The sequence below is a fragment of the Dechloromonas agitata is5 genome (assembly GCF_000519045.1).
GTDB lineage: Bacteria > Pseudomonadota > Gammaproteobacteria > Burkholderiales > Rhodocyclaceae > Azonexus > Azonexus agitatus.
In genome coordinates, this window is record NZ_KI912532.1 from 2,247,683 (window position 1) to 2,268,080 (window position 20,398).

Genomic DNA, 20,398 nt, shown 5'->3' on the forward strand with positions numbered 1-20,398 from the left:
GGAGCGAACGATGAGGCGTGTTCGAGAGCTTTTCCTGGCCGGCATGCTCGGCCTGTGGTGCGCCGTGGTCGCTGCCCAGCAGATGGAAATCATCCCCCTGCGCAGCAAGACGGTAGACGAGGTGCTGCCTGCACTGCTGCCCCTGGTCGAGCCGGGTGGCACGCTGACCGGAATGAATGACCAGCTTTTCCTGAAGGCATCGTCGCGCAACCGGGAGGAAATCAAGCGGGCACTCGCCGCGCTGGACAAGCCGGCCCGCCGCCTGATCATCCGCATTGCCCAGAACCGCCAGGCTGAGGAAGGCGCGCGGGGGGGCGAGGTCAGCGGTCAGGTCACGCTGGGCAGTACCCGGCGCAGCCAGGTCGGTGCAACAGTCTGGGATACCCGCAGTGTACGAGGTGAGAATGCCGCACAGATGGTGCAGACCGTCGAAGGCGGCCGGGCCTTCATTCAGGTCGGCCGCTCGCTCGCGGTGCCGATGCGGCAGACCATCGTTGGCCCGGGCGGTGTGATGGTCCAGGAAGGTGTCATCTTCCGGGATATTGGCAGCGGCTTTTATGCGACCCCCCGGGTCAATGGCCAGCGGGTGACGCTGGAGATTTCCCAGCAGGCAGAAAGCTTCGAGCCAGCCCATGGCCGCGGAGCGGTCAGTTCCCAGCGCCTGGCGACGACGGTTTCCGGTGCACTGGGCGAATGGATAGAACTGGGGGGCAGCGGCCGTCAGGCGGTTGGCCAACAGGGTGGCGCATTCAGCGTCGGGACCGGCGATGCCCGTGACAATCGCTCCATCTGGTTGAAAGTCGAGGAAACTGAATGAGCGAAGACATCGTGCGCAAGCCGCGCCATATCGGACACAAGATTGCGCTGGTTTGCGCCGTGCTATGCGGGCTGCTGATGTTGCCGGCTGCCATCGCGTTCTTCTGGTTTCTTTACACGCGTGGCATGGCGGATACCTGGACGCCCAGCATGGCGGCGGCCGTTGCCTTCTTTGGTTGCTGCGCCGGCGTGCTGTACGCAACCAGTGTTCCACAGCCTGTGCTGCCACCCATGGATGAAGTCGACGGCGAGCAAGGGTCGTAAGGCAAAAAAATGCCCGCACGCGGCGGGCATTAAATCCAATCCGGTTAGGGAGGTTGGAGGAGACAAGGGCTCATTATCCAGAATTGGTTTGTGCATTGCAGCAATTTGTTTGTAGCAATTTGTAACAAACCACTTCTGTGATGGTTTTCGGGCCATTTTGCGGTTGCAGCAAGGGTGGCTACGACGGCTAGGCGCCGACCTTGAAGTAGGCAACCTGGTCACGCAGACGGGCTGCCATCTCCTGAAGCTGGGCAGCGCTTTCCGCGTTGGCATGGATGGTTGCCGCGGTTTCCTCCGTCATTTGGGCGATCTGCTCGACATTCGAGGCGATCGTATTGGCGGCGATCGCTTGCTCGCGGGTCGCATCGGCGACTTCGACAGCGCGGTTCATCGATTCTTCGGCCTCGTGGGCGATGTTGTCGAGCATGCCGGACACGGCATTCACCTTTTGCAGCCCATCGTTGATTTTCGGGCCGATGTGTTCGATCCCTTCGACCGTCTCCCGCGTTTCCTGCTGGGTCTGGGCGATCAGCGTGGCGATCTCATGCGTCGCCTTGGTAGTACGTTCTGCCAGTTTGCGGACCTCGTCGGCGACGACCGCGAAGCCGCGTCCCTGTTCGCCAGCCCGGGCCGCCTCGATGGCGGCATTGAGGGCGAGCAGGTTGGTCTGGTCGGCGATTTCGCGAATGACGCTGGCGATACCGCCGATTTCTTCCGAACGGGTCATCAAGCGGCCGACCTGTTGCGAGGTCTTGCCGACTTCGCCAGCCATCGCCTCGATCTCCTCGACCGCCAGATGGATGGCCGAAACGCTCTGTCCGGACAGGTTGGCGGTGTGCTTGGAACTGGCCTCGGTCGCCGTCGCCAGGTTGGAGACCTCGTTGATGCTGACCGTGACCTCTTCCAGCGAGGCGGCCGAGGAAGCCGTCGATTGGGCCTGACGTTCGGTCGCGATGCTGATTTCGCTGGTCGTTACCGAGAGGTTCTGCGAGGCCGTGCTGATCGTGTCGGCTGCCGTGCGGACCTGGCCGATGACGGCGCTGAGTCGGGTGACCATTTCGTGCATGGCGCGCATGACCAGCCCGACTTCATCCTTGCGGTCGTCCTGCAGACGGACGGTCAGGTCGCCATCGGCGATCTGCTGCGAGGTGGCGACCAGTTCGCTCAGCGGTGCGGCGACGATGCGGTTCAGGAAGAAGATCAGGATGCCGAGCAACAGCACAGTCAGCGCCACCGTGGCGGTGATCATGATGTTACGGGTATGGTAAGCGAGGCTGAACACCTCATCGGTATAGTTACCGGAAGCAATAATCCAGTCCCAACTCTTGTATTCGTCGAAAACGACGATCTTTTCGCGCAGGCGGCTGTCGTTGCCGCTCTTGTCGAGCCACGGATAGATGATCAGGCCGCTGCGTTTGTCGAGCATTTCTTTGATGAAGGGGCGGCCGTCGTGATCGGTGGAATCGGCAACGTTCTTGCCCTCCTGGTCACGGTGAACGATCAGGGTGCCGGCAGTTGGCCCCGGCTTGCCGTCCAGCACGTAGGTGTACCCGGATTGACCGAACTTGACCGAGCGGATGGTCTGCTTGATATGCTCCAGCGAGTCCCCGATCGCGATGCCGACGAAGAGCAGGCCGATGATTTCCTTCTTCGCGTCGAGGATCGGCGTGTACTTGGTCATGTAGTCGCGGCCGAACAGTGTGGCCTTGCCACTATAGGCCTTGCCGCTACGGATGCTGGCGTAGGCCGGATGGCCGCTACCCAGTTTGGTGCCGATGGCGCGGCTGCCGTCTTCCTTCTTGACCGAGGTGGCGATGCGGAGGAAATCGTCACCCTGACGGACGAAGATGGTGGCGACGTTGCCGTTGCTCGATTGGTAGAAATCATCGACTTGGCGGGTTGAGCCATTGAGGGTAGAGCCATTCAGCTTGAGGATGGGCGTGTCGCCCGCCTCAAGGGTGAAGGTGCCGCTCATCACCGTGTCGAAGGCGTGCGCCCAAGCCTCAGTCTGCTGAAGCAGGATCGAGTCGGTCTGGGCGATGATGTCGCGTAGCAGGTCGTTGGTGCTCTTCAGCTTGGCGGTCTCTTCGCGCTCGTTGACCTCGTGGATTTCCGACGTCAGGAACAGGGCAAAGCCGCCCAGCGAGACGGTGATCGCCAGCGAGACGATGATGGCGATGCGAAATCGGATGGAATGACGGTTCAACATGATGGCTCCCCCGAGCAGTCGATGTAGCTTGCAGCGCACCCCGTGCGACCGCTTTTGGGAAGCGTTAACGCCGTTGTGCCCTTTGTGTTTTTGAAGCTTTAAGCATCTCTAATATAGGCTCGGCTTAGCCAAATGTAAATAGCAAAAATAACACCATCGTGGTTGGGTGTGTGATTTTGCTATTTGAAAAGATTGTTAATTTTGGGGCGACCGGCAAGACGCTTCAAGCCTTCAGCGATTTGAAGGCGTAGATGTCAAAACGGCTGGACTTGCCTTCTAATGTGTAGCTGGGCGGAGCCCCGGCAATGCAGGGGGCCTTGCGGGGGCGTTTGACGACGACCCGGTGGCTGGCCAGGGCGAGGGCAGCCTGCAAGAGTTGCGGCGCATCGTCGTCATCGCCGACCAGCGGACGAAAGACGCGCATTTCCTTCTTGACCAGCGCGCTCTTGTCGCGGTGCGGGAACATCGGGTCGAGGTAGATGACCTGGGGGGCTTCGCCTGGCCAGGACTGCATCAGCGCGATGGCGTTCCCCTGTTGCAGGTGCATGCGCTGGGCGATGGGGCCCACGTCGGCATCGTTCGCGGCGCGCCGCAGGCCGTCGGCCAGCAGGGCGGCGACGATGGGTTGGCGCTCGATCAGCGAGACCTCACAACCGAGCTGGGCGAAGACGAAGGCGTCCCGACCAAGACCGGCGGTCGCATCGAGAATAGTCGGCCGGACGCCGGGCTGGATGCCGACGGCCTTGGCGATCATCTGGCCGCTGCCACCGCCTTGCAGGCGACGGTGGGCCAGGGCGCCTTCGACGAAATCGACCCGCACCGGCCCGGCGGCGCCAGGGCCCAGTTCTTGAAGTTGCAGGCCGTTGCCACCCCATTGCAGGCTGAACCCGGCCTCCCCGCCGAAGGGCAGGCCGAGTTGCGTGGCGAGATGGCGGGCGGTTTCGGTGAGGGCCGGAGAGAGGGCCTCGACGCGAATGATCGTCGCGCCAGGGGCGGCGGTTTGCGGGTTTGGCATCGTCGACGGGGTGGTGGGCGGGGAGCGGCCGGCATTGTAACAGCCGCCCGAGCGGCGGCTGGCCGCGATGGCCGGGGAGAATCGAGGGTAAATTAGCAACTTTGCCATGCCGCCAGGGAGTTCTGCCGTGTTACCCAGCACCACCGAATGCATCGAGATCCGCGGTTTACGTTACAACGTTCGCCAGTGGGGGCCGGCCGATGCACCGCCGGTTTTCCTGCTGCACGGCTGGATGGATGCCTCGGCGACCTTCCAGTTCGTCGTCGACGCGCTACGCCAGGATTGGCATGTGATTGCGCCGGACTGGCGGGGCTATGGCGCGAGCGAATGGCTGGGTCGGCCGTACTGGTTCCCCGATTACTACGCCGATCTGGACGCCCTGCTGCAGCATTATTCGCCGGGCGGACCGGCGCAACTGGTCGGCCACAGCATGGGGGCCAACATCGCCGCAACCTATGCCGCCCTGCGGCCGCAGCGGGTGGCGCGGCTGGCCATGCTGGATTTTCTCGGCCTCAAACCGGACCCGGCCATCGATGCGCCGACCCAACTGGGTAAATGGCTCGATGAAATCGGCGAAGAACCACGCCTGCGCACCTATCCCGCCCATGCCGCGCTGGCCCGCCGCCTGCGCTTCGCCAATCCCCGGCTGACGCTGGCGCGGGCCGAGTTCCTGTCGCATGCGGTGAGCCGGACCTTGCCGGATGGGCAGGTTGAAATGGCCTGTGACCCCTGGCACAAGGTAGCGTCGCCGGCCGTGTACCGGATCGAGGATGCGATGGCGGCGTGGCGCCGGATTCAGGCGCCCGTGCTCATGCTGGTAGCGGAAAAAGGGTTCGTGAACATGCGCTTTGGCCAGGAACCTGAGGAATATCGGCGGCGCCTGGGCTGTTTTGCCGATCTCCGGGTCGAGACGGTGGCCGAGGCCGGGCACAACCTGCAACACGACCAGCCGGAGCGGGTGGCTGAGTTGCTGGAGGGCTTCCTGGCGCGTTAGTGGTAGAAGGCGTAGCCGATCAGGATGGCGCCGACCAGCCCGACCGCGTCGGCGATCAGGCCGCAGGCCAGCGCGTAGCGCGTCTTGGTGATATTCACGCTGCCGAAATAGACGGCCAGTACGTAGAAGGTGGTTTCGGTGGAGCCCTGGATGATCGCGGCCAGCTTCCCCGGAAAGGAATCGACCCCGTGGGTGGTCATCACGTCCACCATCAGGCCGCGCGCACCGCTGCCGGAGAGCGTTTTCATCAGGCCGACCGGCAGGGCGGGAACGAAATCGGCGTTCAGGCCCAAGGCGAGCACCGCCGTACGGATGCCGCCGATCAGGTAGTCCATGCCGCCAGTGGTGCGGAAGACGGAAATCGCGGCGAGCATGGCAATCAGGTAGGGAATGATCTGCACGGCAACGCCGAAGCCCTCCTTGGCGCCTTCGACGAAAGCTTCGTAAACATCGATGCGCCGCCAGGCGGCGACGGCGACGAAGAGGGTGATCAGCGAGACGATCAGGCCGCTACCGAGCAGGCCGATCATCTGTGCCATGCGTTCGGGCGGCAGGCCGGCGAGCCAGGCGTAGAGGCCGCCCATCAGCGCGGCGAAACCGGCAAAGAAGGTGAGCACCGGGCGGCTGAGCAGGTTGATGCGCTGCCAGACTGCCACGGCGACCAGCCCGGCGCAGAAGGAAACGAAGGTGCCGAGCAGGGTGGGCAGGAAGATGTCGGCTGCGTTGAAACCAACCAGCCCCTGCTTGAGCGCGATGGCCTGGCGGATGGCGATGACCGAGGTCGGGATCAGCGTGATGCCGGCCGTGTTGAGCACCAGGAACATGATCATCGGGTTGCTCGCCGTGTCGGGCTTCGGGTTGATCTCCTGCAGTTCGCGCATCGCCTTGAGGCCGAGCGGGGTGGCGGCGTTGTCCAGGCCGAGCATGTTGGCGCTGAAGTTCATCACGATGCTACCGCTGGCCGGGTGGCCGGGCGGGATGTCGGGAAAGACGCGGCGGAAGAAGGGGGCAACCAGCCGCCCGAAGAGCTGGATCAGGCCGCCGCGCTCGCCGATCTTCATGATACCCAGCCACAGGCTCATGACGCCGACCAGGCCGAGCGAAATGTCAAAGCCGGTCTTCGCGGTGTCGAACAGGCCGGTCAGTACCCGTGAAAAGATGTCCAGGTCGCCCTGCAGGGTCTGCACCAGTGCGGCGACGAAGCCGACGAGGATGAAGGCGACCCAGATGATGTTGAGCACGGGGGCGGGTTCAGGCGGGTGGAAAGGGCGTCAGTCTAATCGGCGACGGCCGGGCTGTCACGGCAGCCCCCAGGCCTTCCGGTAGCGGGTGTATTCGGCTTGCGGTAACTGGGCGAGCAGCGGCCGTGCGGCGGCGTCGAGCCAGGTGCAGACGGCGGTCATGTCGGCCTGCGCAGCCGCAGTGCAGCCGGCGGTCGGCGTGGTGGCATCCTGCCAGACATGCAGGAAGATACAGGAGCCGGCGCCCGGGCGGTGCTCGGGGTTGTGTCCGACAACGGCACCGATGGCGTAGCGCGTATCGGGGCGAAGCATGTCCTCGCACGATGCCCAGTCGATATCGGCGATCTCCGTTTGATCGATGATCTGGTTGTAGTGCCTGGAGCCTGGGTCGTCGACGCACTTGAGATCGCCCGTCGCGCAGCGGTAAGGTAAGCCGGCCGATTGCGCCAGTTGGCTTTCCGGACCCGCCGTGCCGAACAGGGCGGTGAGGGCGAAGACGCCGGCCGGGGCGCAGCCGTCGCCTTCGCGCTTGGTTGCGCCGTCATGGACGGGGGCGGGATGCAGCCCGAGGCCCCAGGCCAGTCCGCCGCGGCCGAGGGTGACGGGGATGGCATCGCCGACGGCCTGCCACTTGGCATTGGTTGAATTCTTCACGAAGCGCTGCAATGTGGCTTGCGTACTGTTCCAGTCCGCAGCCAGAACGCGAACGAGTTGCCGTGATCCGGAGAACGGTGAAGGGGGGGCGGGCATGATCGATCGCAGCGGCTGGAAATGCCCAATGGTAGGGCGTTTCCGGGTGATTGGCCAAGCGTTTCGGTGGCCTTTCAAAATCGAGGGAACTTTTTCTAGACGACCGGTCTAATTTGCCGGAGACCATCGCGCCATGAATACCCGCCACGACAATACCCGCCAGCACATTCTCGAAACCGGCCAACGCATCATCGTCGGCAAAGGGTTCGCCAGTGTCGGCCTGAATGAAATCCTGACCACCGCCGGTGTGCCGAAGGGTTCGTTCTATCACTACTTCGCCTCCAAGGAGCAGTACGGGCAGGCCCTGCTGCAGGATTATTTCGACCGTTATCTGGCCGATCTCGATGGCCTGTTTGCCGCCGAAGCCGGCTGCGGGCGCGAGCGTCTGATGCGCTACTGGCAGCACTGGCGCGACAAGCAAGTGGACACCTGCGCCGAGCAGAAATGCCTGGTCGTCAAGCTGGCGGGGGAGGTGGCCGATCTGTCGGATGCCATGCGCATCACCTTGCGCGATGGCACCGATCAGGTCGTGCAGCGCATCGCCCGTGTGATCGGCGAGGGTGTGGCCGATGGTTCGATTCCGCCGCTGGAGCCCCTGGCCAGCGCGCAAGTGCTTTACCAGTTGTGGCTGGGTGCCAGCCTGCTCGGCAAGCTGCACCGCGACGGCGCAGCGCTCGACAGTGCACTGGCCTTCACGCGGGCGATGCTGTCGCCCTGATTTCCTGAAACGCTTTTCCGATAGGAGCTTTGCATGACCACCTTGTTCGATCCGATTCAACTGGGCGACATCGCCCTGGCCAACCGCATTGCGATGGCACCGCTGACGCGTAACCGTGCCGTCGAAGGCAACAAGCCGGGACCGATGACCGTCGAGTACTACCGCCAGCGAGCAACGGCCGGCCTGATCATTGCCGAGGCCAGCCCGATCAGCCCGACGGCGCAGGGCTATCTCGACACACCGGGGATCTGGAACGACGAACAGGTTGCCGCCTGGCAATCCGTGACCCAGGCCGTGCATGCCGAGGGCGGCAAGATCGTGCTGCAACTGTGGCACGTCGGGCGCATCTCGCACACCTCCTTGCTGCCGGACGGTGAAGTGCCGGTGTCGTCGACCGATCAGGTGGCGAATGCCTCGACCTTCACGCGCGACGGCTTTGTGCCGGTATCGCAGCCGCGCGCCCTGCGCGACGATGAAATCCCCGGCCTGATCGAGGATTACCGCCGCGCTGCCCGCAATGCCATCGCAGCCGGTTTCGACGGTGTGGAAATTCATGCCGCCAACACCTACCTCATCGAGCAATTCCTGCGCGACAGCGTCAATGACCGCAGCGGCCCCTACGGTGGCAGCATCGAGAATCGCGCCCGCCTGCTGCTCGAAGTCGTGCAGGCCGTGACCGGCGAAATCGGCGCTGGCCGCACCGGTATCCGCCTCAGTCCGATGACCACCTTCACGGCACCGCTCGACAGCAACCCGCAGGCGCTCTACGGCTATGTCGTTGAACAACTGGCGCCCTTCGGCCTGGCCTACCTGCATGTGATCGAAGGGGAGACCGGCGGCACGCGCACGCCGGACGGCAAGCCCTTCGACTATGCCGCCCTGCGTCGCACCTTCAAGGGGCTGTGGATGGTCAACAACGGCTACAGCCGCGATCTCGCGCTGCAGACCGTGGCCGACGGCCAGGCTGACCTGGTTGCCTTCGGCCGGCCGTTCATCAGCAACCCCGATCTGGTGCGCCGCTTGCGTGACGGCGCGACCCTCAACGAGTTGCGTGCCGACAAGCTGTATGGCGGCGGCGCCGAGGGTTACATCGACTATCCGACGCTGGCGGCCTGATCGCCTGTCCTTCCAGCATGCCTCGGTCGGCCTTCCCGGCCGGGGCGCAACCGGGAAAACGCATGCATTCCTACCGCCGCTGGCTGCCGGCTATCGCACTTGTCGTGTTGTCGCTGACCTGGGGCTACACGTGGGTGCTCGCCAAACAGGGCCTGCAATACGCGCCGCCCTTTGCCTTCGCTGCCGAGCGCTGCGTCGGTGGGGCGCTGTCGCTGCTCATCGTCCTCAAGCTGATCGGCAAACCACTCAAATTGGTGGCGCCCTTCCAGACGCTGGGGGTCGGCCTGACCCAGGTGGCCGGCTTCATGATTTTCCAGACCTGGGCGCTGGTCGAAGGCGGGCCGGGCAAGACAGCGGTGCTCATTTTCACCATGCCGATCTGGACGCTCCTGCTGGCCTGGCCGCTGCTCGGCGAAAGGGTGCGCGGCAAGCAGTGGCTGGCCGCCGCCAGCACACTGACCGGGTTGCTGATGATCATCGAACCGTGGGACATGCACGCCAGCCTGTTCAGCAAGTTCCTCGGTTTGATGGCGGCGCTGTGCTGGGCGAGCGGGACGATCCTGATCAAGCGCCTGCGCGCCACCACGCCGGTCGATCTGCTGACGCTGACCGCCTGGCAGATGGTGCTCGGCGCCGTTCCGCTGGTCGTGCTCAGCCTGTTCGTCGCCGAGCCGGCTACCCAGTGGACGCCGCACTACGTCGGCATCCTTGGCTTCATGTCGGTGGCCAGTACGGCGATGTGCTGGTGGCTGTGGATCTACATCCTTGATCGCGTACCGGCCTGGGAGGCCAGCCTGTCGGTGCTCGGTACGCCAGTGGTCGCCATCCTGTCGTCCCGCCTGACCTTCGGTGAGGAATTCAAGGTGACCGAGGTGGCCGGCATCGTGCTCATCGGTAGTGGGCTGGTCTTGCTGTCGCTGCTCAGTTGGGCGGCCAGCCGGCGCAATCCGGGCGCCCATCGTGATCTTGCCGGGGAGAAGAAATGAATTCGCGCAACAAGATCCGCCTGTCCATGCTCGACCTGGTCGCCGTCCGTCAAGGCGGCACGGTCGGCGAGGCCTTGCAGCTTTCGCTGGCCAACGCCCGCCACGTCGAAGCCCTGGGGTTCACCCGCTACTGGCTGGCCGAACACCACAACATGCCGGGCATCGCCAGCTCGGCGACCGCCGTGCTGGTCGGCCACATCGCCGGCGGCACGCAGCGCATCCGGGTCGGTTCCGGCGGCATCATGTTGCCCAACCACGCGCCGCTGGTGGTGGCCGAAGCCTTCGGCACGCTGGCCGAGTTGTATCCCGGCCGTATCGATCTCGGGCTGGGCCGGGCGCCGGGCACCGATGCCGTCACCATGCGCGCCCTGCGTCGCGACCGCATCGAGACGGAGGCCGATTTTCCGCGCGAGGTGGCTGAATTGCAGCGTCTGCTCGGCCCGCAACAGCCGGGGCAGCCGGTGGTGGCCGTGCCGGGGGCGGGGACGGAAGTGCCGATCTGGCTGCTCGGCTCCAGCCTGTTCTCGGCCCGCCTGGCGGCCGAGCGCGGCTTGCCTTATGCCTTCGCCTCGCATTTCGCGCCGGCCATGTTGCTCCAGGCTATCGACATTTATCGCCGTAGCTTCCAGCCATCTGCCCATCTCGCTCAGCCCTATGTCGTCATCGGTGTGCCGCTGATTGCGGCGCCGACCGATGCGGAGGCGGAATTCCTGGCGAGCAGCACCTTCCAGCGCGTGCTCGGCATTTTGCGCGGCGATCGGGGTTGCCTGCAGCCGCCGGTCGCCGGCTTTTTGCAGAGCCTGCATCCGCGCGAGCGGTCGGGGATCGCCGACTTTCTCGGGGCGGCCGTGATCGGCGGGCCGGAGACCGTTCGCGCTGGTTTGAACGATCTGTTGGCCGCCACCGGGGCGGACGAAATCATGTTCGTTTGCGATATCTTTGATCCAGCCTTGCGCCAGCGCTCGCTGTCAATCGCCGCCGACGTCTGCTGGCAGTCCTGATCAGCCTTTTTGAGGAACTCCACGATGGCCCATCTGTTCGACTTCAACTACAGCAACCCGACCCAGATCGTTTTCGGCACCCACAGCTTCGCCAAGCTGGGTGAGCTGATTCCGCCCGAGGCCAGGGTCCTGCTGCTCTACGGTGGCGGCTCGATCAAGCGCAATGGCGTCTACGAGCAGGTCACGCAAGCGCTGGCGGGGCGCCGGATCGTCGAGTTCGCGGGGGTCGAACCGAACCCGACGCTGGAAACACTGGAACAGGCCGTGGCGCTGGTGCGCGAGCAGGGCGTCGATTTCATTCTCGGCGTCGGTGGCGGTTCGGTATCCGATGGCGCCAAGTTCATTGCCTGCGCTGCGCTCTATGACGGCGATGGTTGGGACATCGTCAGCGGCCAGCATGTCCCCCGGCTGGCGCTGCCGGTCGGCATCGTGCTGACCTTGCCGGCGACCGGCTCGGAGTCGAATGTCGGGGCCGTGGTGACCAAGCGGGCGACGCAGCAGAAAAAGGTCTTCTACGTGCCGCCGGCCCGGCCGCGCTTCGCCATCCTCAATCCGCAAGTCATGGCCAGCCTGCCGGATCGCCAGCTGGAAAACGGCATCGTCGATGCCTTTGTTCATGTTTGCGAGCAGTACCTGACCTATCCGGTCGGGGCGCTGGTGCAGGACGGTTACGCCGAAGCGGTGATGAAGGCGCTCAAGACCCTGGCCGATACCTTCGACCAGCGCCACGACAACGCCTGGCGGCAGAACCTGATGTGGGCGGCCAATCAGGCCCTGTGCGGCGTGATCGGCGTCGGCGTGCCGCAGGACTGGATCACGCACCGTATCGCGGTCGAACTGACCGCGCTGTGGGGCATCGACCACGGCCGCACGCTCAGCATCGTCCAGCCCTGGCTGCTGCGCGAGTTGATCGAGCCCAAGCGCGCCAAGCTGGAGCAATTGGGGCGCCATGTTTTCGGTCTGGCTGCACCGAGTGCCGAGGACACCATCGCCGCACTCGAGGTTTTCTACCGCAGTCTGCGCATGCCGTTGCACCTGCGCGATGCCGGCATCACCGAGCCCGATGCCGCCGACCGCGTCTGGCAGGCCGTCCAGGCGCATGGCAATGCCGCCTTGGGAACGCATGCCGAGGTGGATGCCGTCAAAACGGAGCGTATCGTGCGGGCGGCGTGTGCTTGAAACGACTGGGTTCAATGTCGGTGTTTCTGGCGTTTTTGCTGAAATAGTATAAAGTTCGGTATGTCCAAGCCGTTTTCAGTCGAGGTGAATTATGGCTATCCAATCAGTTACTTCCAGTATCAGCGCCTACGCCGGTAGCGGGGTGCAGGCCAGCCAGGCGCAGCAGGCCCGGCAGGCCGAACAAGCCCAGCAGACCCGCCAGGCCGAACAGCAGCCGAAACCCGAGGAGCGCGTCGAGCGCAAGGAAGAGGCACCACGCCCGGTGGTCAATGCCCAGGGGCAGCAAACCGGCACCCTGATCAACGTCGTCGCCTGAAGGTGACGCTTTAAGCTGACAGATACGCGAAATGCCGGCCGCCTCCGTCTCCGGTTCGCCCGGTGTCAGCGGTGCGCTGTGGGCGCAGCTACAGCAGCAACAGGCCCAACGCACAGCTGAACAGGCCGAGCAGCGGGCGCGTTCCCTGCAACAACAGGCCCGGTCGGCGCAAAGCGATGCCGACCGCGCCCAGGAAAAGGCCCGCAGCCTGCAGGTCGAATCCAATTCCGCCCGCAGCGAGGCGGGGGAGGCGAAGCGTAACTTGGCGTCGCTCGATTCTCTGCAGGGCTTGCAGGCACAGTTCGACGACGTGCGCCAGCAGATCAGCCAGATACTGCAACCGGCAGCCCCGGCCGCGCCGGCCAGCCCCGCCTTGGCCCCGGTGCTCAATGCCTTTGGTCAGGAAACGGGAACCCTGGTTAACGTGACGGCCTAAGGGGCTGAAATACCGGCCATGCGAGGGCGCTTCGGGCGCCCTTTTTCGTGGCCTTTGTTATTGTCTCGAACCTGTTGAAATCGTGTGAAGGAGTTGAGTCGTGCTAGCCAATCACTGGTGTGCCTCGGTCGATGCCACCATCCAGTTGCGGACCGGATGCAATCCGCTTGAGAAACATGGGCCGCAGGCCGTGCAGGTGCATGCCGATGCCTGGGCGCCGATGGATGCCGTCGCCGATCCGCACGACATCCGCCAGGTGGTCGACTACGAGGTGATTTTCCTGGCTATCCGCAAGCTCGAACAGAATGCGCATTGCGAATGCCTCGAATCGAGCATCCTGGAGGTCATGGATGCCATTTTCGGCATGCCTATCGTGACCTCGGCCTTCATCTCCATGCACAAGCCGCATGTGTACAACGGCCAGGGTACACCGGCCATTTCCCTGTCTATGACACGCGAGCAATGGCAAAGGATGCGGGCGTGATCTCGGCCATCGGCGCCGTCTCCGCGAACGGGATGATCGGCCTGGAAGGCTGGTTGCCCTGGGATATCCCCGAGGAACTGGCCTATTTCGAACGCACCGTGGCCGGTGCGGCGCTGGTGATTGGCCGCCTGACCTACGAGTCGATGGATGTCGTTCCGGAGGATTCCTTCATCGTGTCGCGGCGCGACGAGCTGAGTGTGCGCCCCGGTTGCCGGCGCGTCGATTCGGTCGAGGCCGGGCTACAGGCGGCACTGGCCACCGGCAAACCGGTTTTCGTGATCGGCGGTGCCTCGCTCTATGCCGCCGCCTGGCGCTATTGCCATCGTTTCTACCTGACGCGGATCGAGGGATCCTACATCGGCGATTCGCGCTTCCCTGAGGCGGTGGACTGGCGTGCCTGGACGCTGGAAAGCGAAATCGTCCAGGTGCTGCGGGAGCACAAGACTGCCAGTGATGTCCGCTGTCGTTTTCAGGTGTACCGACAGCTCGCCCCCTTGCCACTGGCTGCCGCCGATTGCAATTTGGCTGCCGGCTGAGCAGAATGTCCTGAAAGTCCAATAACAAACGGCGAGAGGAGACCATGTCGGAGCAAAACGCCCGCTATGGGTACCGTCTGTGGGTTGCGCTGATTGCCTTGGTGGTCGGCGGTTTCTTCCTGCTCGCCTACGTTCTGTGGTCGGCGTATCGGGATGTCTGGGCCGATGCGCAACTGGTGGCCAGCAGCCAGGCCGAGATGCTCGATGCCCGTTTCGACGCCACGCTGCGCCGGGTCGAGGCAACGCTGGGCGATCTGGCGGTACGGGTTCCTGTCGAGGCCTACGAGGCATCGGAGGTGGACCATTTCCGAGCCTCGATCGAGGGCGAACTGGAGCGCATGCGCCAGGCCTTCCCCGAGGTGGCTGGCTTCCGGGTGATCAACGTGACCGGAGATCTGCTCTATCGCTCCGGTGGCGGCGAATACACCAACATCGCCGATCGCTCGTATTTCCGCATACCGAAGGAAAATCCGGAGGCCGGCCTGGTCTTTTCCGAAGTGCTCATGTCTCGCATCACCGGTCGGCCGGCGCTCGTAGCGTCGCGGGCGGTGCGTACCCGCGACGGGCGTTTCCTCGGGGTGATCAGTGCCGCCATCGAGCTGTCGTATTTCGAGGTGCTGTTCCGCTCGGCGCGGGTTGGGGCTGCCGGGGCGCTGGCCATCTGGCGCAGCGACTTGCATGCGCTGGTCGTGCACCACCCGCCGGTTCCTGGCGAACTCAACCGACCACTTGACCCGCAGCACCCGATCCTGCTCAGGCTGCAGGCGGGAGAGCGCCACGGGATTGCCGAGTTGAACGCACAGGTCGATGGCGTACGACGGGTTTATGGTTTTCGCCAGCTTGAGCGCTACCCCTTCTTCGTCCAGGCCGGGCTGGCCAAGGAGGATGTCATGGCGGCCTGGGGCCAGCGCGTGTTGCTCGTGGCATTGGTTGGTGGCGTGTTGTACGTCGGCCTGATCCTGGTGGTCATCGGCTTGTATCGCTCACAGCGGCGCGAACGGGCCGTGACACAGGAGCTGCGCCGCAACGACGAGCGCCTGAACGCGGCCCAACGCATCGCCCGCCTGGGTAGCTGGGAGATCGAATGGCCCGAGCGGCGAGTGCGTTGTTCGGCCGAGTTGTTCCGCATTTTTGAAATTCCCGAAGTGGTCCAGCCGATTGCCCAGTACGCCGACTTCATGGCGCATGTGCACCCCGATGACCGGGAGCGGGTCGACAAAAGTTTTGAAGAGCTGATCGCCACGCGCCAGCCGATGATGCTGAAGCATCGGCTGTTGCTGCCGGATGGGCGGATCAAGCATGTGCTCGAGTGCGGCGAACTCGAGGTGAGCGCCGGTGGTGTTCCGCTCAAGGTGATCGGTACCTCGCAGGACGTCACGGCCGAGCAGGAAATGAGTTCGCAGATGCAGTTGCTGGCCAGTGCCGTCCAGTACAGCGGCGAGGCGATCCTGATCACCGATGCCGATAACCGGATCGTCACCGTCAATCCGGCCTTTACCGAACTGACCGGCTATGAGGCGGCCGAGGCGATCGGCCGCAATCCGAGCTTCCTGTCAGCCGGCCGGACGACGCCGGAAGAGTATGCGCAGTTGTGGAGCAGTCTCAACGAGCGGGGTTTCTGGCAGGGCGAGATCTGGGACCGGCGCAAGGATGGCGGCGTCTATCCGAAGTGGATGTCGATCTCGGTGATCCGGAACGAAGAAGGCAGCGTTCGCTACTATGTCGCGCACTTTACCGACGTCTCCTCCGAACGGGCGGCCGAGGAGCGCCTGCACCACATTGCGCATCACGACGTGCTGACCGGCCTGTTCAATCGCTTCAGCCTGAAGGGACACCTCGACCAGGCGCTCGCCGCGGCCCGCCGGGACGGTTCGCGGGTGGCCCTGCTGTTCATCGATCTCGACCGCTTCAAGGTCATCAACGACACGCTCGGCCATCACGTCGGTGACGAGTTGCTGATCGAGGTCGGCCGTCGGCTGGAGGAGACGGTGCGCGACAGCGACGTGGTTGCCCGGCTGGGGGGCGACGAATTCGTCATCATGCTGACCGGAATCGAACACAGTTCCGCCACGGCGGTGGTGGCCGAGAAGCTGGTCTTCAACATTGGCCGCTCCTACCAGATTGGCGGCTTCGATCTCTACACCTCGCCCAGCATCGGCATCGCGATCTATCCAATCGATGGCCAGGATGGCGAAACGCTGATGAAGAACGCCGATGCCGCGATGTATCACGCCAAGATGGCGGGGCGGAACAACTTCCAGTTCTTCGACCAGAAGATGAACGATGCCGCGGTCGATCGGCTGAAGATCGAGCACAGCCTGCGCCAGGCGCTGGCCAACGAAGAGTTCTGCCTGCATTACCAGCCGGTTATCGAGTTGCCCAGTGGCCGGGTGCGCGGTGTCGAGGCGCTGGTCCGCTGGCAGCATCCGGAGCGCGGCCTGCTGGCCCCGGCCCGCTTCATCGGCGTGGCCGAGGAAACCGGCCTCATCCAGCCGCTGGGCGAGTGGGTGCTGTGGGCCGCCTGCCGGCAGCTGGCGGAATTCCGTGCCGCCGGCCTGACGGACTTGCGCATGGCGATCAATATCTCCGCCATCCAGATGCGCAACGGCAACCTGCCGCTGCTGGTGCGTGGCATCCTCGAGGCCTACGACCTCCCTGCAGAGCAGGTCATGTTCGAGATCACCGAGTCGGTGGCCATGGAACAGCCGACCGAAACGGTGCGCATCCTCGATCTGCTGCACGACATGGGAGTGAGCCTTGCGATCGACGATTTCGGCACCGGCTATTCGTCGCTGAGTTATCTGCACATGTTCCCGCTCGACCACCTCAAGCTCGACCGTTCCTTTGTCGAGGAGATCGGTCAGAGCACTGATGGATCGGTCATCTGCGATGCGACCATCGGCCTGGCGCACAGCCTCGGCCTCAAGGTGGTGGCGGAAGGTATCGAGACCGAGGAACAACTGGAGTACCTGAAGCACATTGGCTGCGATATGGGGCAGGGCTACCTGTTCAGCCGCCCGATTCCGGCGGAGCAGGTCATCGATTTCATTCGGCGGCGGGCCGTGTAGAAGTTGCTCCGGGCTCCCGGTTAAAAACGCTTGCAATGCGTTTTTGTTTTCCCTATGATTCAAACGAACGTATGAATCATAGGAGAGGATGATGGCTGAAGCCCGCTCGGGAGATACCCGCGAACGCATTCTGGATGCAGCGGAGCGCCTGTTCATGGCGCACGGCTATGAAGGCACCTCGATGCGCCAGATCACCGGCGAGGCGCAGGTCAACCTGGCGGCGGTGAACTACCACTTCGGTTCCAAGGAATCCTTGATGCAGGAGGTCTTCCGACGTCGGCTCGACTGGCTGAACGAGGAGCGCATGCGCGTGCTCCACGCGCTGCAGGCTCAGGCCGGTGGCAAGCCGCTCAAGCCGTCGCAGATCGTTGATGGCTTCTTCGGCACCTTGCTCCGCATGGGGGGTGACGAAAAGCGCGGCGGGGTGACCTTCCTGCGCCTGCTGGGCCGCACGCTGACCGATCCGTCCGAGTTCATCCGCGCTTTCCTGGCCCACGAGTACCAGGAGGTCATGGATCGCTACAAGGAGGAGTTGTTCCGGGCCTTGCCCGATGTACCCAAGGCCGAGATCGTCTGGCGCTTCCATTTCATGCTCGGCGCGACCTCCTACGCCATTGCCGGTACCGATGCCCTGCGCCTGGTCACCGACTGGCAGATCGAGGCAGCCGATGCCACCGATCGCCTCGATCGTCTGGTGCCTCGCCTGATGTCCTTCCTGCTTGGCGGCCTGCGTGCCCCCTTGCCCCAGTTTCAAGACGCCGCCGTCGACGGTTTGTAATCGACACAACAAAAGACATAAAAGGAGTAGACAGCATGTTCAACAGCACCATCCCTCTGCTGGGCATCACCATCCTGGTGGTTTTGGCCGGGTTGTTCATCGTTCGGCCTTTGCGCCGGGCGCTGATCACCCGGCCCATTTTTTCCACCTACCGCAAGGTGTTGCCGCAGATGTCGGATACCGAGCGCGATGCGCTCGAAGCCGGTACCGTCTGGTGGGAAGGCGAGCTCTTCCGTGGCAAGCCGGACTGGCAGAAGCTGCAGGCCTATCCGGTGCCCAAGCTGACGGCTGAGGAGCAATCCTTCCTCGACAAGGAGTGCGAGGAAGCCTGCCGCCTGGTCGATGACTGGAAGGTAACGCACGAACTTTATGACCTGCCACACGAAGCCTGGCGCTACATCAAGGAAAAGGGCTTCCTCGGCATGATCATCCCGAAGAAGTACGGCGGCCTGGAGTTCTCGGCTTACGCCCATTCGCAGGTGGTGACCAAGCTGTCGACGCGTTCCTCCGCATTGTCGGTATCGGTCATGGTGCCCAACTCGCTCGGCCCGGCCGAACTGCTGCTGCACTACGGCACCGAGGAACAGAAGAACCATTACCTGCCGCGCCTGGCCAAGGGCATCGAGGTGCCGGCTTTCGCGCTGACCAGCCCGTGGGCCGGTTCCGATGCGGCGTCGATTCCGGATACCGGCGTCGTTTGCAAGGGCATGTACCAGGGCAAGGAAGTGCTCGGCATGCGTGTTTCCTGGGACAAGCGCTACATCACGCTGGCGCCGGTGTGCACGGTGTTCGGCCTGGCCTTCCACCTGTTCGATCCGGACGGCCTGCTCGGCGACAAGAAGCACATCGGTATCACCTGTGCGCTGGTGCCGTACGACCATCCGGGTGTCGATACCGGTCGCCGCCATTTCCCGCTCAACGCCATGTTCATGAACGGCCCGACGCGCGGCAAGGAGGTCTTCATGCCGCTGGACTTCATCATTGGCGGTCCGAAGATGGCCGGCCAGGGCTGGCGCATGCTGATGGAGTGCCTGGCCGCCGGCCGTTCCATTTCGCTGCCGTCGTCCAACACCGGCATGGCGCAGATGACGGCGCGTGCCGTCGGCGGCTATGCCCGCGTCCGTTCGCAATTCAAGATGGCCGTCGGCAAGTTCGAAGGCGTCGAGGAAGCGTTGACCCGCATCGGTGCCTACACCTACATGATGGATGCCGTGCGCAAGATGACGGCCGGTGCCGTCGATCTCGGCGAGAAGCCTTCCGTGGTTTCGGCCATCGCCAAGTACCACGTCACGGAGCGCGCCCGCCAGGTGGTCAATGATGGCATGGATGTCATCGGCGGCAAGGGCATCTGCCTCGGCCCCAACAACTTCCTCGGCCGCGCCTACCAGCAGGTGCCGGTGGCGATTACCGTCGAAGGCGCCAACATCCTGACCCGTTCGCTGATCATCTTCGGTCAGGGTGCGATCCGTTGCCATCCCTATTTGCTGCCGGAAATGCAGGCGGCGCAGAATCCGGATGCGAAGAAGGGCCTGGTCGATTTCGACAAGGCGTTGTTTGGCCACATCGGCTTCACCATCAAGAACTGCCTGCGCGCCCTGTGGCTGGGCATGACCGGCTCGCACTTCGTGAGCGTCAATGCCGACGTGGCGCCGGAAATGAAGCGTTACTACCAGCAACTGACCCGCTTCTCGGCCGCCTTTGCCTTCCTGTCCGACGTGTCGCTGCTCGTGCTGGGCGGTAGCGTCAAGCGCCGCGAAAAGCTGTCGGCTCGCCTAGGCGATATCCTGGCCCAGATGTACCTGATCTCCTGCACGCTGAAGCGCTACGAAGCCGAATGCCGCAAGAAGGAAGACGCCGCGCTGGCGCACTGGGCGATCTGGGACGCCATGTACAAGGCACAGCAGGCCTTCGACGGCGTCATCGCCAACTTCCCGGTGCGCGTCATTGCCGGTGTGGTGAATCGCATCATCTTCCCGTGGGGGCACCCGTACGTCGTGCCGTCCGACGACGTGGGCCACCAGGTTGCCAAGTCGCTGATCGCGCCGTCCGCTACCCGCGACCGCCTGACGGCTGAATGCTTCCTGCCGCTGGTCGAGAACGAGCCGGTCGGCGCCATCGAACTGGCGCTCAAGGCAACGCTGGAAGCCGAGCCGATCGAGGCCAAGATCCGCGCCGCCGAAAAGGCTGGCCGCTTCGACAACAACCCGCAGGCCAACGTGCGCGATATCGCCATCGTCGCCTTTGAGGTAGGTGTCATCACGGCAGCCGAATACGAAATCATGAAGCGCCGCAACCACCTGCGCGACATCGTGGTGCACGTCGATGATTTCCCGTTCGACTACAACGTCGCCACCGCCAACAAGCCGGCCGAGTGCCGGATGGCTGCCTGAGGTCGTGATTCGACGCAAAAGTGCGAAGACGCCAAGGTGACGCCGGGAGATTCACGCGATGAATTTCCTTTGCGAAACCTTTGCGTCTCTGTGTCGTTGCG

General features: G+C 63.8%; 19 protein-coding genes. 15 read left to right on the forward strand and 4 right to left on the reverse strand.

From position 1 onward, the window contains the following. The first annotated feature begins 10 nt into the window (after positions 1 to 10). The gene (locus K420_RS0110945) at positions 11 to 817 is read left to right on the forward strand and encodes a hypothetical protein (RefSeq protein ID WP_027458100.1); all 807 of its coding nucleotides are present in this window, start codon (positions 11 to 13) and stop codon (positions 815 to 817) included. After that, a complete protein-coding gene (locus tag K420_RS0110950) occupies positions 814 to 1,080 on the forward strand; it encodes a hypothetical protein (RefSeq protein WP_027458101.1) in 267 nt (88 codons plus the stop codon). Before K420_RS0110945 ends, K420_RS0110950 begins: the two co-directional genes overlap by 4 nt. A 187-nt stretch (positions 1,081 to 1,267) precedes the next feature. Here the strand turns inward: K420_RS0110950 and K420_RS18770 are convergent, their stop codons facing one another. Next, positions 1,268 to 3,289, reverse strand: coding sequence for a methyl-accepting chemotaxis protein (locus tag K420_RS18770; RefSeq protein ID WP_027458102.1), 2,022 nt, complete (start codon positions 3,287 to 3,289; stop codon positions 1,268 to 1,270). Between the two features lie 223 nt (positions 3,290 to 3,512). Beyond that, a complete protein-coding gene (locus K420_RS0110960; RefSeq protein WP_035854740.1) occupies positions 3,513 to 4,304 on the reverse strand; it encodes a class I SAM-dependent methyltransferase in 792 nt (263 codons plus the stop codon). Between the two features lie 106 nt (positions 4,305 to 4,410). Between K420_RS0110960 and K420_RS0110965 the strand changes: the two genes are divergently transcribed. Further along, positions 4,411 to 5,298, forward strand: a complete 888-nt coding sequence (locus K420_RS0110965; RefSeq protein ID WP_035854741.1) for an alpha/beta fold hydrolase — start codon at positions 4,411 to 4,413, stop codon at positions 5,296 to 5,298. On the opposite strand, the gene K420_RS0110970 is transcribed toward K420_RS0110965, so the two are convergent. Both K420_RS0110970 and K420_RS18775 read right to left on the reverse strand, forming a co-directional pair. Then, a complete protein-coding gene (locus K420_RS0110970) occupies positions 5,295 to 6,539 on the reverse strand; it encodes a nucleoside recognition domain-containing protein (protein WP_027458105.1) in 1,245 nt (414 codons plus the stop codon). The two genes, K420_RS0110965 and K420_RS0110970, sit on opposite strands and share 4 nt — an antisense overlap. 57 nt (positions 6,540 to 6,596) lie before the next feature. Continuing rightward, complete coding sequence (locus K420_RS18775) at positions 6,597 to 7,289, reverse strand: L,D-transpeptidase family protein (protein WP_157275066.1); 693 nt, start codon at positions 7,287 to 7,289, stop codon at positions 6,597 to 6,599. Positions 7,290 to 7,422: 133 nt separating this feature from the next. Between K420_RS18775 and K420_RS0110980 the strand changes: the two genes are divergently transcribed. The 12 genes from K420_RS0110980 to K420_RS0111035 all read left to right on the forward strand — a co-directional run bounded on the left by K420_RS0110980 (position 7,423) and on the right by K420_RS0111035 (position 20,297). Further along, positions 7,423 to 8,007, forward strand: coding sequence for a TetR/AcrR family transcriptional regulator (locus K420_RS0110980; protein WP_027458106.1), 585 nt, complete (start codon positions 7,423 to 7,425; stop codon positions 8,005 to 8,007). A gap of 33 nt (positions 8,008 to 8,040) precedes the next feature. Further along, positions 8,041 to 9,123 (forward strand): alkene reductase, encoded by a 1,083-nt coding sequence (locus tag K420_RS0110985; protein ID WP_027458107.1) that lies wholly within the window; start codon positions 8,041 to 8,043, stop codon positions 9,121 to 9,123. A 62-nt stretch (positions 9,124 to 9,185) separates the two neighbouring features. Continuing rightward, on the forward strand, positions 9,186 to 10,109 hold the full coding sequence (locus K420_RS0110990; RefSeq protein WP_027458108.1) for a DMT family transporter: 924 nt from the start codon (positions 9,186 to 9,188) through the stop codon (positions 10,107 to 10,109). After that, complete coding sequence (locus K420_RS0110995) at positions 10,106 to 11,110, forward strand: LLM class flavin-dependent oxidoreductase (protein WP_027458109.1); 1,005 nt, start codon at positions 10,106 to 10,108, stop codon at positions 11,108 to 11,110. The genes K420_RS0110990 and K420_RS0110995 overlap by 4 nt, the downstream gene beginning before the upstream one ends. Positions 11,111 to 11,134: 24 nt before the next feature. Next, complete coding sequence (locus K420_RS0111000; protein WP_027458110.1) at positions 11,135 to 12,289, forward strand: iron-containing alcohol dehydrogenase; 1,155 nt, start codon at positions 11,135 to 11,137, stop codon at positions 12,287 to 12,289. A gap of 91 nt (positions 12,290 to 12,380) precedes the next feature. After that, positions 12,381 to 12,605: a hypothetical protein gene (locus tag K420_RS20480; protein WP_157275067.1), complete on the forward strand. Its 225-nt coding sequence runs from the start codon at positions 12,381 to 12,383 to the stop codon at positions 12,603 to 12,605. Between the two features lie 31 nt (positions 12,606 to 12,636). Further along, the gene (locus K420_RS18780; RefSeq protein WP_051453085.1) at positions 12,637 to 13,041 is read left to right on the forward strand and encodes a hypothetical protein; all 405 of its coding nucleotides are present in this window, start codon (positions 12,637 to 12,639) and stop codon (positions 13,039 to 13,041) included. A gap of 100 nt (positions 13,042 to 13,141) precedes the next feature. Next, on the forward strand, positions 13,142 to 13,525 hold the full coding sequence (locus K420_RS0111015) for a dihydroneopterin aldolase (protein ID WP_027458111.1): 384 nt from the start codon (positions 13,142 to 13,144) through the stop codon (positions 13,523 to 13,525). Further along, positions 13,522 to 14,061 carry a dihydrofolate reductase gene (locus K420_RS18785; RefSeq protein ID WP_157275068.1) on the forward strand — a complete coding sequence of 180 codons (540 nt, stop codon included), beginning with the start codon at positions 13,522 to 13,524 and terminating at the stop codon, positions 14,059 to 14,061. The genes K420_RS0111015 and K420_RS18785 overlap by 4 nt, the downstream gene beginning before the upstream one ends. 44 nt (positions 14,062 to 14,105) lie before the next feature. Continuing rightward, the gene (locus tag K420_RS20160; RefSeq protein WP_084019631.1) at positions 14,106 to 17,129 is read left to right on the forward strand and encodes a bifunctional diguanylate cyclase/phosphodiesterase; all 3,024 of its coding nucleotides are present in this window, start codon (positions 14,106 to 14,108) and stop codon (positions 17,127 to 17,129) included. Positions 17,130 to 17,220: 91 nt separating this feature from the next. Beyond that, positions 17,221 to 17,907, forward strand: coding sequence for a TetR/AcrR family transcriptional regulator (locus K420_RS0111030; RefSeq protein WP_035855866.1), 687 nt, complete (start codon positions 17,221 to 17,223; stop codon positions 17,905 to 17,907). A 35-nt stretch (positions 17,908 to 17,942) separates the two neighbouring features. Next, a complete protein-coding gene (locus K420_RS0111035; protein ID WP_027458113.1) occupies positions 17,943 to 20,297 on the forward strand; it encodes an acyl-CoA dehydrogenase in 2,355 nt (784 codons plus the stop codon). The last annotated feature ends 101 nt before the right edge of the window (positions 20,298 to 20,398 follow it).